The organism is Pseudonocardia oceanicola, assembly GCF_047200735.1.
Taxonomy (GTDB): domain Bacteria; phylum Actinomycetota; class Actinomycetes; order Mycobacteriales; family Pseudonocardiaceae; genus Pseudonocardia.
Window position 1 is genome coordinate 137,409 of sequence record NZ_JBJZON010000007.1, and the last position, 16,123, is coordinate 153,531.

Genomic DNA, 16,123 nt, shown 5'->3' on the forward strand with positions numbered 1-16,123 from the left:
GCAGGTCATACCCCACAATGGGGCGACCGACGCCCTTCGGCCCGGCCCCGCCGGTCCGACCCCGCACCGGAGGACTGAGCCGCACCCATGCTTCGCACAGAGACGCCGGACGAACCCCTGGCCGCCCCGGCGTCCCCGGAGCGTCGCGCGGAAGGCCCGGTGCGGCTGACCGCGCAGCGCGGGCTCTTCTTCGGTCCCTCCGCGCTGGCGCCCGAGGACCTCTACTCGGTGGTCGAGAAGGGCGTGGCGCGCCGGGAGCGCGGCCGGGTCCGCCTCACCCCGGGCACCCGGGTCCACACCAACACCTACTTCGGTCGGCTCCACGCCACCTACTGGCAGCGCTGGACGACCGTCGACCGGGTGGAGGTCACGGCGGTCGCCGCGGGCGAGGGCCGGGTCCGGCTGTTCGCCTCGGACACCAACAAGGTCTCCCGGATCGTCGACGCGGTCGACGTCGGCACCGCCGCCGGTCCCGAGACGCGGGAGATCCGGCTGTCGGGCCCGATCGACCGCTTCCTCGACGGCGGCGGGATGTGGCTGGAGATCACCACCGAGACCGGCGAGCTCACCGTGTCGGAGGTGCGCTGGAGCGTCCTCGCCCCGCGGCCGGTGCCGCCGACCGACATCGTGATCTGCACCTACAACCGGGTCGAGGAGTGCCTCGACACGATGCAGGCCCTCGCCGACGACCCCGAGGCCCTCGCCGTGGTCGGCACGGTCCGGGTGGTGGACCAGGGCAGCGACCCGCTGGCGTCGCGGGACCGGTTCGCGGCCGTGTCGAAGGCGCTGGGCGACAAGCTCGTCTACCTGCGCCAGCCCAACCTCGGCGGCGCGGGCGGGTTCACCCGGGGCCTCTACGAGGCCACCGCCGGCGCACCGGAGGAGCACCACGACGTCCTGCTCATGGACGACGACGTGATGCTCGAGCCCGAGATCCTGATCCGGTTGACCTCGTTCGCGGCCTGCACGCCGCAGCCGGCGATCGTCGGCGGGCAGATGCTGAACCTGCTCCACCCGGCGCACCTGCACATCTCCGGCGAGCGGGCCGACCCCGAGAACCTGGTCAACGGCCTGCCCACGCCCGGCTCGCTGAGGGAGGCGTACCTCCTCGGCCTCGACGAGCGGCTGCTCCCCATCAACCAGGAACGGCGCACCGACACCGAGTACAACGGCTGGTGGTCCTGCCTGATCCCGGCCGAGATCGTCCGCCGGATCGGCTACCCGCTGCCGATCTTCTTCCAGTGGGACGACGTCGAGTTCGGCTACCGCGCCCGCGCGGCCGGCTTCCCGACCGTCTCCCTCCCCGGCGCCGGCGTGTGGCACGGCGACTTCGGCTGGAAGGACTGGGACGAGTGGCACCGCTACTTCAACCTGCGCAACGGGTTGATCATGGCGGCGCTGCACACCGGCTTCTCCACGAAGACGATCGTCGCCCGGGTCCGGCACCTGCTGTCGGTGTACCTGATCGGCATGCACTACGGGCTGTCGGCCACGCTGCTGCAGGCCGTGGAGGACTTCCTCGAGGGCCCGGAGATCCTGCGGGACGGCTCGGCCGGGTCCGCGGCCCGCATCCGCCGGGTCCGCGCGGACTACCCCGAGACCACGGTCCACAAGCTCACCGACCTGCCCGAGGACTTCCGCGCCCTCACCGTGCAGCGCGCCGGCGGTGAGCCCAGCAACGAGAGCCTCACCTGGATCAAGCGCGCCGTCTACCAGCTGCTCGGCAAGGCGCCGTACCCGATGGGCCTCATCCCCGCCGGGGACGCGCACTGGTGGCACGTCGGGCTGTTCGAGCGGGCCGTCGTCACGGACATGGGCGAGCAGGGCGTCCGCATCCGGCAGCGGGACAAGGCCAAGCTGATCGCGCTGGCCCGCCGCGGCCTGCAGGCGATGCGCCGGCTGCACACCGAGGGCCCGGCGGTGGCCGAGCGCTACCGCGCCGCGGTGCCGGAGCTGACGAGCCGGGAGAACTGGACGCGGTTGTACGGGCTGACCGACGACGGCGACGTGAGCGTCAACTCGTGACACGAGCGTCACACAACGCCACGAGTCATCACCCGGACAAGTGATAGTGGAGGTGGCCGGACGGACAGTGTCGGCCCGACGGTCTCGAGGTTCGGGGCCGGAGTCGCGTTCGCTTCTCGGAGTGCTCGATGCCGTTCTGGGCCGTCGTGGTCCTTGTCGTCCTGGTCGTGGCCGCCCTCGCGGCCGGCGGCGCACTGTTCCTGAAAGATCGGCGGGAGCCCGCCCGGGTCGGTACGCAGGATCCGCCGGCTCCGCGGCCGGAGGCACCGGGGGCGGCGTTCGTCCCGGCCCAGCGTCCCCCCGCCGAGCCGGAGCCCTACCTGCACCCGGACCGCCGGGTCCTGGCGCCGCCGCCCATGGTCGACGACCTGCCGCTGCGGGACTGGCTCGTGCACTACTCGTTGAGCGGCGACCAGGTGTGGCCCTCGGTGGTCGCCACGTTCTACGCCCGGGCGGCCGCCGTCCCCGAGATCGCCGACTACTTCAGCGGCACGGACATGGTCCGGCTGCAGCAGCACTTCGTCCGTGCTCTCCTGGTGCTCACCGGCAGCGGCCTGACCGAAGGCACGGTCCGCCGGCTGCAGGAGGCGCACCTGCCCGTCACCGACTCGCGGGGCCGCGCCATCACACCCGCGGTCTACGACGCCGCCATCGAGAGCCTGCTCGGGGTCCTCGCGGAGCACGGGGCGCCGAAGACCGCGCTGAGCCAGCTGGCCGTCACCGTCGCGCCCCTGCGTGAGGTGATCGCCCGGCCTGAGCCCTCGGAGACCGGTTCTCGCTCCTGAGGGCTGCGGTTGGCGTCGGGTCGGGAAGGTCAGCGGTCGAAGATCTCCTCCGACCACGCCTGCCGGCTGGTCAGCCAGGCGAGCGCGTCGGTGTAGCGGGTGCGCAGCAGCGGCCACTGCCGGGCGACCTCGCGGTGGAGCTCGAAGGACTCCTTCACCATCCGCCGGAACAGCTGCGGGTCGCGGCGGCGGAAGGTGACCCCGCGACCGTCGGGCGTCGAGACGGTGGCGGAGTCCAGCCCGGCCAGCACGAACCACTGGGCCTGCTTCCACGGCACGTTGCGCTGCGGCACCTCGGCGTGCGCCGCGTTCGGCGTCCGGAGGTTGCGCAGCACGCCCTTCGCGAGGCCGAGGCCCACCTTCACCTTGCCGATCGGAGGCTCCGGGAACAGCTGGGCGCCCAGGGCGTCGAGGGTCGACAGCGGCACCTCGGTTGCGGACTGCAGCGGGCGCCCGTCGTCGTACTCCGCGCGCTCGGCCCGGATCTCGCCGAGCACCACCGGGAGCTTCGCGAACAGCGCCTCGGGACCGGCCAGGAAGTCCCTGAGCCCCTTGATCTGCAGCGCGACGGCCGAGTACTCCATGAGCATCAGGTGCCGCAGGGTGCGCTTGAACGACTCCTGCAGCAACGCCTTCGGCGAGTCCGGCCCGTGCAGCGCCGCCGCGACGTAGCGGTTGCGGTAGTGGAAGTAGGCCTGCCAGTCGCTGGAGTCGTCCTTCTCGATGAAGGACATGTGCCAGATCGCGACGCCCGGCACGGTCGCCGTGCGGTAACCGCGGCCGCGGGCACGCAGGCCGTACTCGGCGTCGTCCCACTTGATGAACAGCGGCAGCGGCAGGCCCAGGTCCTCGGCGACGGCGCGCGGGATCAGGCACATCCACCAGGCGTTGTAGTCGACGTCGACGCGACGGTGCAGCCACGGGGTCTGCCGCAGGGTCCGCTCGGCCAGGTCGTGGTGCGGGTGGGTGTCCGGCGCGACCCGCCACATGAAGGTGTTGCGGTCGACGACCTCACCCATCGTCGACAGCTGCGAGCGGGCCTGCAGGGACAGCATCTGCCCGCCGACCAGCATCGGCTCGCGGGCGAACCGGGAGAACGCGACGGCCCGGAGGATCGAGTCCGGCTCGAGCAGGATGTCGTCGTCCATGAACAGGATCTGCTCGCAGTCCGTGGACCCGAGCGCCTCGTACATCACCCGCGCGTAACCGCCGGAGCCGCCGAGGTTCGCCTGGTCGATGACCCGCAGACGGTCGCCGAGCACCGACGCGGCCTGCTCGTAGCCGGCCTGGTCCCGGACCTTCTGCGTGCCCTGGTCCGGCAGGATCACCGCGGTCACGGCCGCGAGCACGGCCGGGTCCTCGCCGATCGCGGTGAGGGTCGCGACGCAGTCCGCCGGCCGGTTGAAGGTCGGCATGCCGATCGTGACGGCCGCGCGGCCGGGGGCGGCCGACGGCGCGTGCCAGCCGCCCTCGTGCAGGACGAGCTCGCCGTCGTCGGTGGTGAGGTCGAACCAGTACCAGCCGCCGTCCTCGAACGGGCGCAGGTCCAACGGCAGGTCCAGCTCGTGGCGGCCCTCGACCCGCTGCCCGGTGACGTAGATGTGCGAGCCGTCCGCCTTCGACCGGTAGACGTCGACCCGGCCAGAGCCCTCGAGCGAGAGCATCAGCCGGATGTCGGTGAGGGTCGACCAGGCGCGCCAGTAGCCCGCGGCGAAGCCGTTGAAGTAGGCGCCGAAGGACACCTCGCTCTGCGCCGGCAGCACGGCCGAGGTCCGCGAGGTCACGCGCAGCGCCCGCCCGGTGCTCGCCGAGACCGTGAGCGTCATCGGCTTCTCCTGCGACCCCGGCGTCGGCTCGGTCGGCGCCAGGGTGGTGCCGGTCCGCTCGTCGACGTAGAGCGCGCGGACCGCCAGCGGGTCCGCCGGGCGGGGCAGGATGATCCGCTGCAGCAGCGTGTCGGCGGTCCCCTCGCGCCTGGGCGCGGAGGCGGGCTTCTCAGCGGTGGTCGTCACACGGTCCTCGGTGTCTCGCTACCGGTGGGGCAACGGCGAGGGTAGCCAGGACGGCTGGAGCACCCCCTACTCGGGCCGGCGGAGCGCCGTGACGGGACGGTGGGACGACCGGCTCACGAGGCCCGGTCGCGCGTCGATCCGGTGAGCTCCTCCAGCCGCGAGATCCGCTCCTCGTAGAAGGCGATCGCCGCGAGCTTCGAACTGGCCCGCCGGTGCTCGGTGCGCACCTCCTCCACCAACGACCTCGCCTCCGCACGCTCGGGTTCGGTGCTGTGCAGGTCGACCTGCCGACGTTCGAGCGTCCCGAGCCGCTCCTCCAGGGCGACCATGTGGACGGACAGCAGCTCCAACTGGTGCGCTAGGTCGTCCACCCGGGCCCGCAGCTCCGCGGCGAGCCGGCCGTCGTCCGCACGGAACTCCTCGCGGACCTCGTTGCGCAGCGTCTCGATCGCGTAGCGGAGCCGCTCGTCCTGCACGCGGCTCTCCAGCGCCACCACCTGCTCGATGCGCGGCCGCAACCGTGCCCAGACCGGGCGCCACGGGTAGGCGAGGACCCTGCGCGCGGCGCTCCTGACCAGAGGCCCGCCGTTCACCTCCGCACCTCGATCCTGCCGCTGTCGTGCCAGACCCGCAGGAGCGCCGACTCGGCGTGCAGCCGGTGCTCCGGTGTCACCGGGACGGCCGAGCCCCACGAGTGCTCGAACCGGGACTGGTCCGGACGCTCGAGGATCGACAACCCGTAGAGCCTCGTCCGTGCCTCCGGGAAGAGCTCGCTCATCATGTAGGCGGCGAGCGTGCCCGTGGTGGGCCAGGAGGCCTCGGCGGGGTCGAGGCCCAAGAGCTCCTTGAGCGGCACGGTGAAGTCGCGGTTGGAGACGGAGATCGGGGAGCCCGGCCACCACGCAGGACGGTCCTCGCGCTCCCAGTACAACCGGCCGGGCTCGACGAGCAGGTAGAGGCGCGAGCTGTGGTCGGCGAACGTGGCCGGACCGGCCCGCACGGCGCGGTGCACCAGGACCACGTCCGTCCGCGTACCCAGCCGGTGCTCGCCGGGCCGGTCCGTGGCGAAGCTCGTCATCCGTACGACCAGGTCGCTGTCGTCGATCTCGCGGGCGCGGGGCGCGCTCTCCGACACCGGCGCGTTACCCACGACGGCCACGCTCCGCGGAGGTTCCCGACGCGCGTACGACGTGACGAGGTCCCGGAGCGCCTGACGCCCGTCGACCGATGCCCGGGCGATGCTCGCCGTCATGGTCGGAAAAGTAGTGGACGTAAGCTGACGGTCCCTTCACGGGTCCCTCGACGGTGGGACCCCGCTCCCCGCCACGAAGGACGTGACGATGACGGTAGCCGCCGATCGTGATCCCGACACGCTCACGGCGCCCTACGTGATCGCCGAGGTCGGCTGCAACCACGCGGGTGATCTCGCGCTCGCCAAGCGCATGATCTCGGTCGCCGCGCAGTTCTGCGAGGTCGACGCGGTCAAGTTCCAGAAGCGGCACCCCCGCACCCTGCTCACGCCGGAGCAGTACGCCGCCCCGCACCCGAACGTCATGCACGCGTTCGGCGCCACCTACGGCGAGCATCGCGAGTTCCTCGAGTTCGACCTGGCGCAGCACGCGGAGCTGGCCGAGTTCGCGCGCGAGTGCGGCGTCGCCTACAGCACGAGCGTCTGGGACGTCCCTTCGGCGAAGGAGATCCTCGGGCTCGCTCCCCCCTTCCTCAAGGTCCCGTCCGCGACCAACACCAACGCCGAGCTCCTGGAGCTGCTCTGCGCGGACTTCGGCGGCACCGTGCACGTCTCGCTGGGCATGACGACACGGGCCGAGGAGGAGGCGATCGTGGAGCGCTTCCGCCGGCACGGACGGCTCCGGGACCTGGTGCTGTACGCCTGCACCTCCGGATACCCGGTCCCGTTCGAGGACGTCTGTCTGCTCGAGGTGACCCGGCTGCAGGAGACCTACGGTCGGGACGTGCACGCCGTCGCCTTCTCCGGTCACCACCTCGGGATCGCCGCGGACGTCGCCGCCCTGACGCTCGGGGCCCGGTTCGTGGAACGGCACTTCACCCTCGACCGCACGAGCAAGGGCACCGACCACGCCGCCTCGCTCGAACCGGACGGGCTGCGGCGCCTCACCCGCGACCTGCGCAACGTGGCCAAGGCCCTGACCTTCAAGCCGGCCGAGGTCCTCCCGATCGAGGAGACCCAGCGCGACAAGCTGAAGTGGCGGCCGTGACCCTCGGCGTGGTCATCCCGGTCCGGGCCGGGAGCAAGGGCGTCCCCGGGAAGAACCTGCGGTCCGTCGGCGGCCGCCCCCTCGTCGACTGGACGGTCGACGCGGCGCTCGGCGCCCACTCCGTCGACCGGGTCCTCGTGTCGACCGACGACCCCCGGATGCGCGGCCACGTCGCCGACACCTGGGGCGATCGTGTCCTCCTCCCCGAACGGGCACCGGCGACGGCCACGGACGTCGCCGGCACCGAGAGCGTCCTGCTCGACGTCCTCGACCGTCCCGAGGCCGCCGGCCTGACCGAGATCGGCCTGGTCCAGGCGACGAGTCCGCTGCTCACCCCGGCCGACATCGACGCGGCCCACGCGCTCCTGCGGTCCGGCTTCGACAGCGTCCTGACCGTGGTCCGGCAGCGCAGGTTCCTCTGGCGGCGGGGCACCGAGGGCGCCGTGCCCGACTACGACCCCGCGGCGCGCCCGCGGCGGCAGGAGCTGGAGGGCCACCTCGTCGAGAACGGCGCGCTGTACCTGACCGGCGCGGACGCGCTGCGCCGGACCGGTGTCCGGATCAGCGGCCGGATCGGCCTCCACGAGATGGCCGAGGAGAGCTACACCGAGGTCGACGAACCCGCCGACCTCACCGTCGTCGACGCGCTGCTCCGCCGGCGGCGGCCGGCACCCGACACCTCGCGCATCCGCCTGGTGCTGACGGACGTCGACGGGGTGCTGACCGACAACGGGATGACGTACTCGACGGACGGCAGCGAGTCCAAGACCTACAGCGCGCGCGACGGCAAGGGCTTCGAGCTGCTCCGCCGCGCAGGCCTGCTCACCGGCATCATCACCAGCGAGACGGGGCCGCAGATCCAGGCACGGGCCGACAAGCTCCGCGTCGATGCGCTCGTGATGGGCTCGGGGGACAAGCTCGCCGATGCCCGGGCGCTCTGCCGGAAGTGGGACCTGCAGCTCGACGACGTCGCGTTCATCGGCGACGACGTCCACGACGTCCCGCTGCTCGAACGGGTCGGGCTCGCCGGGTGCCCGGTCGACGCCATGCCGGCCGCCGCAGCGGCCTCCGACGTGCACGGGCGGGTGGCCGGTGGTTCCGGGGCCTTCCGGGAGTTCGCCGATCTGATCCTGGCCGGACGCGGAGCCGGACCTCGTTGAACCGGGCGGTACGGAGGCCCGGGGCCGCCTCCCCACCGTCTCCTGGTCCTCGGCTCCTGGTCCTCGGCTCCTAGTCCTCGGCCTCGGTCCCGCTCAGCGCCTTGCCCTCGACGAAGTGCGGGGTGATGCGGTTGTCGAACATGGTCAGCGCGGAGCCGATCGCCATGTGCATGTCGAGGTACTTGTAGGTGCCGAGGCGGCCGCCGAACAGCACGTTGCGGTCCGCGGTCTCCTTGCGCGCCAGCTCCCGGTACCGCTCGAGCTTGGCCCGGTCCTCGGCGGTGCCCACCGGGTAGTAGGGCTCGTCGCCGGACTCGGCGAAGCGCGAGTACTCGCGGACGATGACCGTCTTGTCCTTCGGGTAGTCCCGCTCCGGGTGGAAGTGCCGGAACTCGTGGATCCGGGTGAAGGGGACCCCCTCGTCGTTGTAGTTCATGACGGAGGTGCCCTGGAAGTCCCCCGTGTCGTGCAGGACCTCCATCTCGAAGTCCAGCGTCCGCCACGAGAGCTCGCCCTCGGCGTAGCCGAAGTAGCGGTCGAGCGGACCGGTGTACACGGTCGGGATGCCGGCCGGCAGCTCGTCGCGGACCGCGAAGTAGTCCGTGTCCAACCGGACCTCGATGTCGGGGTGGTCCGCCATCCGCTCGAGCCACGCGGTGTACCCGTCGACGGGCAGGCCCTCGTAGGTGTCGTTGAAGTAGCGGTTGTCGAAGGTGTAGCGGACCGGGAGGCGCGTGATGATCGACGGGCTCAGCTTCGTCGGGTCGGTCTGCCACTGCTTGGCCGTGTAGCCCTTCACGAACGCCTCGTACAGCGGGCGCCCGATCAGCGAGATCGCCTTCTCCTCGAGGTTCTCCGCCTGCGCGGTGTCGACCTCGGAGGCCTGCTCGGCGATCAGGGCCCGCGCCTCGTCGGGCGTGTGCGACCTGCCGAAGAACTGGTTGATCAGGGCCAGGTTCATCGGGAACGCGTAGACCTGGTCCCGGTAGCGGGCGAAGACCCGGTGCTGGTAGCCGGTGAAGTCGGTGAAACGGTTGCAGTACTCCCACACCCGCTTGTTCGACGTGTGGAAGAGGTGCGCCCCGTACTTGTGGATCTCGATCCCGGTCTCCGGCTCGGGCTCGGAGTAGGCGTTGCCGCCGATGTGGGGCCGCCGCTCGAGCACGAGGACCTTCTTGCCCAGTTCGGCGGCGGCCCGCTCCGCGATCGTCAGCCCGAAGAAGCCCGAGCCCACCACGACCAGGTCGAACTGTGCGTCAGTCACGGGCACCGAGGGTAGCGGCGCTGACCTCGCGGATCGTGCGCGCCCCGGCCGACCTGCCGAACCGAGGGACCTGGTGCCCGCCGGCACCACGCCGTCACCACCAGGTCCCGGCACGGAGCGCTGCTCGCGCTAGCGTCTGCACATGGAGGGTGACCCGACGGTCTCGAAGGTCGGCATCGTCGGACGAACCCAGGGCAGCGGGCCGGACCTCGCCCGGACCGACCCCGGACGCCCCGAGGTGCGACGACTGCTGCCCGGCCGGCTCCGTCCCGGTCTCGGGCCGGCGCGCCGTGCGACGGGGTGGGCGCTGGAGGCGGTGTCGGCCGTCGGAGCCGCCGCTCTCCTCCTCCTGTTCGGGCGCACGGTCACGGTCGACCCGCTCGACCGGGTCGGCCAGGTGAGCGGTCTCGCAGGCCTCGACCTCCGGTTCCTGGTCCTGGCCCTCCCGGTGGTCCTGCTCGTCGCGGCCGCCGGTGCCGAACCCGCCTGGCGGGCCACGGCCTTCCGGCTCGGTTGCGCGGTGCTGGCGGGTCTGGCCACCGGGCTGGTCGCCGCAGGGGTCGCGCTGGCCCTCAGGGGCACCACCTGGCCGCTCTTCGCCGACGCCGGCGACTCGGGCCGCCTCGCCGAGTGGGCGGAGGTCCTCCGCACCACCGGGAACATCCCGGTGAGCTATCCCCCCGGCATCCTCCACCTCGTCGCCCGGCTCACCGACTGGTCCGGGATGTCGACGGCCTCCGCGCTGCGCTGGTGGCAGATCGCCGGGACCGCCCTCTTCGGTCCGGTGGCCTACCTCGCCTGGCGGCTCGTCCTCGGTCCAGGCTGGGCGCTCGCCGTCACACTCGTCGCGGCGGTCCCCCTGATCGAGCCGTACAAGCCGCACGCCAACGTGGTCCTCGTGGTGCTGCTGCCCCTGCTGGTCGCGCTGGTGGGGACGCTCCGCCGCTCGGCCGACCTGCCGTGGGGCCGGATCCTCGCCACGGGGGCAGGGCTCGGGGTCGCCGCCGGCCTGTTGTTCCTCCTCTACTACGGCTGGTTCGTGTGGTCGGTCCCGGGCGCGCTCGTCGCGGCGCTCGCGCTGTTCCCCTGGCGACGGGCGGCGCGTGGTGCCGTCCTGGTGCTCGTCGCCGCGGCGAGCTTCCTGGTCGTCGTGGGTCGCCAGCTCGTCGACATGCTCGCCAACGCGAGCTCGACCAGGGACACCTACTTCTACTTCGACACGTTCGTCGACCCCGCCTACATCTCGATGTGGCGGAGCGACCTGCCCGGCGACGTCGGCACCTGGCCACCGCCCGGTGAGCTCGGTGGGGTCGGCGTGTTCGCCGTGCTCCTCGTGGTCGGGCTCTGTGCCGCCGTCGGTCTCGCCGGCCGCTCGACGACGGTGGTCGTGATGTGCTCGTTCCTGGTGAGCGCCTGGCTCCTGCGGCTCTGGCTCGCCTCGCAGATGTACGGGACCCAGTCGGTCCAGCTGTGGCCCCGCACGTCGGCGCAGATCCTGTTCTGCCTCCTCGTCCTGACCGTCCTCGCGGTTCGGGCAGCAGCGAAGCGGGTGCGGGCCGCACAGGCCTCCGGTTCCCGGGTGCGGGGCACCCGGGCGGGGCTCCCGCACGCCGGGGTGCTCGCCGGAGCGGTCCTGCTCGCCCTGTGGATGGGATCGTCCGTCGCCGACCGCCACATGCCCCGTGCCGACAACTCCGTGGGGGTGCTCGCCTACGCCGCGCAGATGGTGCGGCAGCCGGACGGCCGATGCCCGGCGTACTCCGCACCGACACGATGCGTCGCGAACGTGCCCGAGTTGCTGGACGACATCCGTCGGGCGCAGGCGGCGGACGGACGGCCTGAACGAGGTGAACCGGTCACGGGAACACCGTGACGGCGTTCGCCCGAGCGCCCGGCGAGGAGGTGTCCGTGAATCGATCCGAGTACGGGCCCCGAAGGCCGCAGCGACGCGAGAAGCCGATTCGCGGAACCGCCGCATCTCGTACGCCGCGTGCATTCGCCGGAAGTGCACCCGGACGCGCTACTGACGTCGTCGCGTCCAGGACGTCCTGCCTCACTAGCGTCCGACGCACCCCAGCCTCATCGACCCTGAACGGGCAGGAGCGACTGTGACGCTGAACGTCCTCATCCCCGTCGTCCTCGTCGCTCTCCTGCCCGGTCTCCTGATCGGGGCGAGCGCCGGTCTCCGAGGCTGGTTACTCGCCGCTGCGGGCCCGTTGCTGACGCTCGGTCTCATCGGCGCCGCCGGGTCGCTGCTGCCCCTGCTGGGCCTGCGCTGGTCCCCGATCGCACTCGCCGGGTCTGCGGTGGTGTTGTCGTGTGCGGTATTCCTGTGCGGACGCCTCCTGTCCACGTTCTTCCCCGCGGATCCGCCCGCCGCGGAAGAGCGGCCGCACTGGAAGGCGCCGCAACACGTCGCCGTCGCATCCGCTGTCGTCGTCAGTGGCGCCGTCGGCGCGATGAACGGGTGGTTCGCCACACGGGGACTCACGGCTACTCCGCAGTGGTGGGACGCGTTCTGGCACATGAACGGGATCACCTTCATCGCCGAGAGCGGACAATCCGCGCCGAGCGCGCTGCAGGTGCTCACCGGATCGACCCCGGACGACTTCTTCTATCCCAACGGGTTCCATGTGCTCGGAGCGACGGCCGTGATGCTCACGGGCGCATCCGCGGTCGCGGTGATCAACGCCGTCGTCGTCGTGCTGCCCGGGGCCTTCGCCCTCGGTCTGGTCGCCCTGCTGCGCGCCTGCAGGGCCCGCGCTGCGCTCGCGGCCTCCGCTGCCCTGCTCGCCTGCGCGTTCACCGCCTTCCCCTACGACGTCCTGTCGTGGGGCCCGCTCTTCCCCTTCGCCACCGGCGTCGCCCTGGTTCCGGCTCTCCTCGCGCTGGTGGCCGCGGTCCTGCATCAGCGTGGCGCGGCGCCCGTCGGTCTTCCGGTCGCGCTGGGGGCGGGTGCGCTCGGTGCGCTGGCCGTCCACCCGAGCGTGCTCATCGCGGCGGTGGTCTTCGGAGCCGCGTTGCTCGTCCAGGTGGCGCGGGGTGAGGGAGTCACGCCGAGGGACCTCGGCGCCCTTGCAGCGTCCGCCTGTGCCGCCCTCGTGCTGGGTCTCCCGCTCGTGGTCGCCGGCCTCGGCGCGGCCGGCGGGCTCGCGTACGACTGGCCGGCCGACGTCCGTGCCGGTGATGCGGTCGGCGCCATGCTGACCTTCAGTCACGGTCAGGCCTACCCGCAGTACTGGCTCGCCGGCCTCGTGGTGCTCGCGGTGCTCCAGCGACGCGCACTCGCGCCGATGGCGTGGATCGTCGTGGCAGGTGCGCTGTTCGCCGGGCTGTACGTGGCGGCCGCCTCGTACGAGGGCGGGACGGTCGCCCTGCTGACCGCGCCGTGGTGGAACGACAGGTGGCGGTTCGCGGCGTTGTGGGGCATGGCGGCCGTGGTCCCGGCGGCCGCGGGGCTCGTCGTCGTCCACGACGCACTCCGGTCCCTGGTCGACAGGCTCCGACCCGTGCCTGGGCCGTCGCTCCGTCGATCGGGCATCGTGCCCTACGGCGCCGGCCTCGCCGTCGCGACCGTTCTCGTCGTGGCCACCGGCGGCCTGTACCAGGAGCGCAACGAAGCGCGGCTGGCGGTCGAGTTCGTGCCGGACGGGTCCGTGGACGCAGCGGAGCAACGAACCTACGAGGAGCTCTCCCGCCTCGTTCCGGCCGGGGAGAAGGTGATGAACGACCCCAACGACGGGTCCGCAGCGATGTGGGCGCTGGCGGGAGTGCGGCCGGTGTTCGCCACTCCCCTGCGCCGACAGCAGGCACACGTCGAGCTGGACGCCGACCGGAAGCTCCTCTACCAGGCCTTCAACCGCATCGGCACCGATCACGCCGTCACAGCCGCAGCACACCGGCTCGGCGTGCGGTACGCCGTGATCGGACAGGGCTTCATCGCCGGCGACCGCCATGTGCCCGGAATGACGGGGCTCGAGCGGGCGGCGGGGCTGGAGCTCCTCCGGGTCGACGGCGACGTGCGAATCTACCGGGTCGCCGGGTGAGCGTCGTCCGCCACCCATCACGCTGGGAGGCGTGGCCGGCAACGTGAGCGCACTGCCCGAGTACGAACGTCGTTCGCTGCGGATGGCGGAGCGCCGCCGACTCGCGGCGGGGTTCGCGACCCAGATCAAGCTGACGACCGAACCCTTCCTCGACATCCCGTTCGCCGATGCGCGGGTGCTCGACGTCGGGTGCGGCTACGGACACACCTCCGCCGAGCTCGCCCGACTGGCTCACGAGGTGGTCGGCGTCGAGCCGAACGAACTCCTCGCCGAGCACGCCGGCGAGCTCGCCCGCACCTCCACGCCCCCCTTCGCCTTCCGCAGGGCCGGGGTGGAGTCCCTCGGCACCGGCAGTGACGGCGGCGCCTTCGACGTCGTGGTCCTGGACAACGTGCTGGAGCACCTGCCCGACCAGCATCTCGCCCTCGAGCGCGTGAGCCACTGCCTGCGCCCGGGCGGGGTGGTGTACATCCTGGTGCCGAACAAGCTCTGGCCGATCGAGGCGCACTACACGCTGCCCTTCCTCAGCTACCTGCCGCTGCCGCTCGCCACGCGCTACCTGCGGCTCTCGGGCAGGGGCACGGACTACCGCGACGCCAGCTACGCGCCCACCGCGCGCCGGCTGCGGCGGCTCGTCGAGGACGCGCCGGGCCTGGACCCCCACTTCACCCTGCCCGGCGACGTCTCGCTCGCCGAGGGTGGCGGGTCGGCCCTCTACCGGTGGGGGGTCCGGGCCTTGCGCCGCTGGCCCGCGCTCTGGACGATCTCGAAAGCGCTGCTGGTCGTGGCGGTGAAGCAGCGGCCGACGAACGACCGAGGGAACGCCTGAACGGGTCAGCGGCTCGTCCATCCGTTCGAACGCCTCGCCCGAGACACTCCTCGAGGTGACCGTGACTGTCGCACGAACCCCCGAAGCAGGGATTGCAGCCACCCCTTCACGGGCGCGCTCGACGACGAGCAGGCTCGGTCCCCCACTGGCCGTCGCGATCCCGACCGTGCTGACGGGCCTGCACGGCCTGGTGTACGGCCGCTGGATCGTGGACGACGCCGCGATCACCTTCGCCTACGCCCGTTCGATCGCGACCGGTGCCGGCCCCGTGCTGCAGCCCGGCGTCGACCCCGTCGAGGGCTATTCGAATCCGGCGTGGCTGGCGCTGCTGGTACTCGGTCGCTGGCTCGGCGTGTTCGACCACGGCGCCTGGTTCGGCATTCCCGACTACGTGCTGTTTCCCAAGGTGCTCGGGTTGCTGTGTGCCGCCGGCGTCTTCGCGTGCATGTACGCGACGGCACGGTACGTGACTCGTCGGCCGGTGCTCGTCACCGTGATCGCCGGATCGGCGACGGCCACCGTGCCCTCGTTCGTGATCTGGGTCGTGTCGGGACTGGAGAACTCGCTGCTGGCGCTCACTGCGACGGGCATCGCGGCAGTCCTGGCCCGGGCGGCCGCCGCCGGTCGCCTGACGACCTCCAGGACGGCGACGATCTGTGGTCTGCTCGCGGCTCTCGCCGCATTGACCCGCCCGGACGGCCTGGTCTACGGGGCGGCGTTCCCCCTCGCGGTGCTGGTGAGCGCCCGCCCCCAGCCTGCCCGGGTGGTCGGCCGGGCCGTCGCGACCTCGCTGGGAGCCTTCGCGCTCCCCGTCGCGGGGTACTTCGCCTGGCGCGCAGCCACCTTCGGCGAGTTGCTCCCCAACACCGCTCTCGCGAAGGCGCAGGGACTGCCGGGCATCGAGAGCCTGGCTCGCCCCGGTGAGCTCGTCGTCCACCTCGGCTGGTCGACGGTCGTGATCGGCGCTCTCGCGGTCGGTGCCGCGCTGGCCCGTCCGTCACGTCTGCGGGACGCGTTGATCGTCTGGCTGGTGCCGCTCGCACTGGCCGTGGTCGCATATGTCGTCCTCGAGCCGGACCAAATGGGACAGCAGCGGTTCGCCTCCCCGGTGTGGCCACTGTTCTCGTTCGCCGTGGTGCTGGCCGGTGGGTCCGTCGCCGGTTTGCTCGCTCGGCGAGGGCGAGCCTTGGCCGCGGCCGTCGTGGTGGTCGGGGCCGCATCCTCCTGCTTCGGGTTCGTGGGGCAGGCCCGCGAGTTCCGCGCCGCCCCGACCGTGCCGCTGTGCGTCGTCGCCGCCAACACCGGTGCCGGCCCGAACCTGTACGCCGACCTGCTGCATCTCGACCGCGCCACCCTGGTCGCACCGGACATGGGGGGAGCCGGCCTCGTGAGCCGACTCAGGCTCGTCGATCTCGTCGGCCTCACGGACGCGAAGATGGCTGCGCTCTGGGCGGCCGACGACATGGCGGGGCTTCGGGACCACGTGTTCGACGTCGTCCGGCCGGAACTGCTCAAGACACACGGGTGGTGGTCGACGTCGACCGGTCTGCTCGCGGATCCCAGGATGGCGGGGTACGTGAAGGTGGAGGACGTGGATCCCGTCTCCGGCCTCTGGGTCCGGGCCGACCTCGTCTCCCCGGCACAGCTGCAGATGCTCCGCGACGCGGCTGAGCGGACCGTCATGCCCCGGTGGGCGCACTACCAAAAGGCGGCTCCCCTGGCGTCCTGCGGGGACACCCTGGAGCGAGGCGCCACGGCGCTGTGA

12 protein-coding genes are annotated in these 16,123 nt (G+C 72.1%); 8 read left to right on the forward strand and 4 right to left on the reverse strand.

All coding sequences use genetic code 11. The features are described from left to right. Window positions 1-87 precede the first annotated feature (87 nt). Together ACL02T_RS13110 and ACL02T_RS13115 are read left to right on the forward strand one after the other, a co-directional pair. On the forward strand, window positions 88-2,025 hold the full coding sequence (locus tag ACL02T_RS13110) for a glycosyltransferase (RefSeq protein WP_412830956.1): 1,938 nt from the start codon (window positions 88-90) through the stop codon (window positions 2,023-2,025). 128 nt (window positions 2,026-2,153) lie between these two features. Continuing rightward, window positions 2,154-2,810, forward strand: coding sequence for a globin family protein (locus tag ACL02T_RS13115; protein WP_412830957.1), 657 nt, complete (start codon window positions 2,154-2,156; stop codon window positions 2,808-2,810). 29 nt (window positions 2,811-2,839) lie between these two features. Here ACL02T_RS13115 and ACL02T_RS13120 read toward each other — a convergent pair whose 3' ends face one another. The 3 genes from ACL02T_RS13120 to ACL02T_RS13130 form a co-directional block, all read right to left on the reverse strand. Continuing rightward, complete coding sequence (locus ACL02T_RS13120) at window positions 2,840-4,822, reverse strand: glycosyltransferase (RefSeq protein WP_412830958.1); 1,983 nt, start codon at window positions 4,820-4,822, stop codon at window positions 2,840-2,842. 113 nt (window positions 4,823-4,935) lie between these two features. After that, window positions 4,936-5,415, reverse strand: a complete 480-nt coding sequence (locus ACL02T_RS13125; protein WP_412830959.1) for a hypothetical protein — start codon at window positions 5,413-5,415, stop codon at window positions 4,936-4,938. Beyond that, on the reverse strand, window positions 5,412-6,074 hold the full coding sequence (locus ACL02T_RS13130; protein ID WP_412830960.1) for a glycosyltransferase family 29 protein: 663 nt from the start codon (window positions 6,072-6,074) through the stop codon (window positions 5,412-5,414). Before ACL02T_RS13130 ends, ACL02T_RS13125 begins: the two co-directional genes overlap by 4 nt. Window positions 6,075-6,162: 88 nt before the next feature. Between ACL02T_RS13130 and ACL02T_RS13135 the strand changes: the two genes are divergently transcribed. After that, complete coding sequence (locus ACL02T_RS13135; protein ID WP_412830961.1) at window positions 6,163-7,059, forward strand: N-acetylneuraminate synthase family protein; 897 nt, start codon at window positions 6,163-6,165, stop codon at window positions 7,057-7,059. Then, window positions 7,056-8,219 carry a cytidylyltransferase domain-containing protein gene (locus tag ACL02T_RS13140; protein WP_412830962.1) on the forward strand — a complete coding sequence of 388 codons (1,164 nt, stop codon included), beginning with the start codon at window positions 7,056-7,058 and terminating at the stop codon, window positions 8,217-8,219. Before ACL02T_RS13135 ends, ACL02T_RS13140 begins: the two co-directional genes overlap by 4 nt. A gap of 70 nt (window positions 8,220-8,289) precedes the next feature. Here the strand turns inward: ACL02T_RS13140 and glf are convergent, their stop codons facing one another. Next, the gene (gene glf / locus ACL02T_RS13145) at window positions 8,290-9,483 is read right to left on the reverse strand and encodes a UDP-galactopyranose mutase (RefSeq protein ID WP_412830963.1); all 1,194 of its coding nucleotides are present in this window, start codon (window positions 9,481-9,483) and stop codon (window positions 8,290-8,292) included. Between the two features lie 142 nt (window positions 9,484-9,625). Here glf and ACL02T_RS13150 point away from each other — a divergent pair, with 142 nt between their 5' ends. The 4 genes from ACL02T_RS13150 to ACL02T_RS13165 all read left to right on the forward strand — a co-directional run bounded on the left by ACL02T_RS13150 (window position 9,626) and on the right by ACL02T_RS13165 (window position 16,123). Continuing rightward, window positions 9,626-11,356: a hypothetical protein gene (locus ACL02T_RS13150; protein ID WP_412830964.1), complete on the forward strand. Its 1,731-nt coding sequence runs from the start codon at window positions 9,626-9,628 to the stop codon at window positions 11,354-11,356. A gap of 235 nt (window positions 11,357-11,591) precedes the next feature. Beyond that, window positions 11,592-13,529, forward strand: coding sequence for a DUF6541 family protein (locus ACL02T_RS13155; RefSeq protein WP_412830965.1), 1,938 nt, complete (start codon window positions 11,592-11,594; stop codon window positions 13,527-13,529). Window positions 13,530-13,560: 31 nt separating this feature from the next. After that, window positions 13,561-14,358 (forward strand): class I SAM-dependent methyltransferase, encoded by a 798-nt coding sequence (locus tag ACL02T_RS13160; protein WP_412830966.1) that lies wholly within the window; start codon window positions 13,561-13,563, stop codon window positions 14,356-14,358. Between the two features lie 61 nt (window positions 14,359-14,419). After that, window positions 14,420-16,123 (forward strand): hypothetical protein, encoded by a 1,704-nt coding sequence (locus ACL02T_RS13165; RefSeq protein ID WP_412830967.1) that lies wholly within the window; start codon window positions 14,420-14,422, stop codon window positions 16,121-16,123.

Bases quoted from the DNA above. Each gene is read 5' to 3' on its own strand.
- ACL02T_RS13150 (WP_412830964.1), top strand. From the start codon at position 9,626: ATGGAGGGTGACCCGACGGTCTCGAAGGTCGGCATCGTCGGACGAACC.
- ACL02T_RS13130 (WP_412830960.1), bottom strand. From the start codon at position 6,074: ATGACGGCGAGCATCGCCCGGGCATCGGTCGACGGGCGTCAGGCGCTC.
- ACL02T_RS13135 (WP_412830961.1), top strand. From the start codon at position 6,163: ATGACGGTAGCCGCCGATCGTGATCCCGACACGCTCACGGCGCCCTAC.
- ACL02T_RS13115 (WP_412830957.1), top strand. From the start codon at position 2,154: ATGCCGTTCTGGGCCGTCGTGGTCCTTGTCGTCCTGGTCGTGGCCGCC.
- ACL02T_RS13110 (WP_412830956.1), top strand. From the start codon at position 88: ATGCTTCGCACAGAGACGCCGGACGAACCCCTGGCCGCCCCGGCGTCC.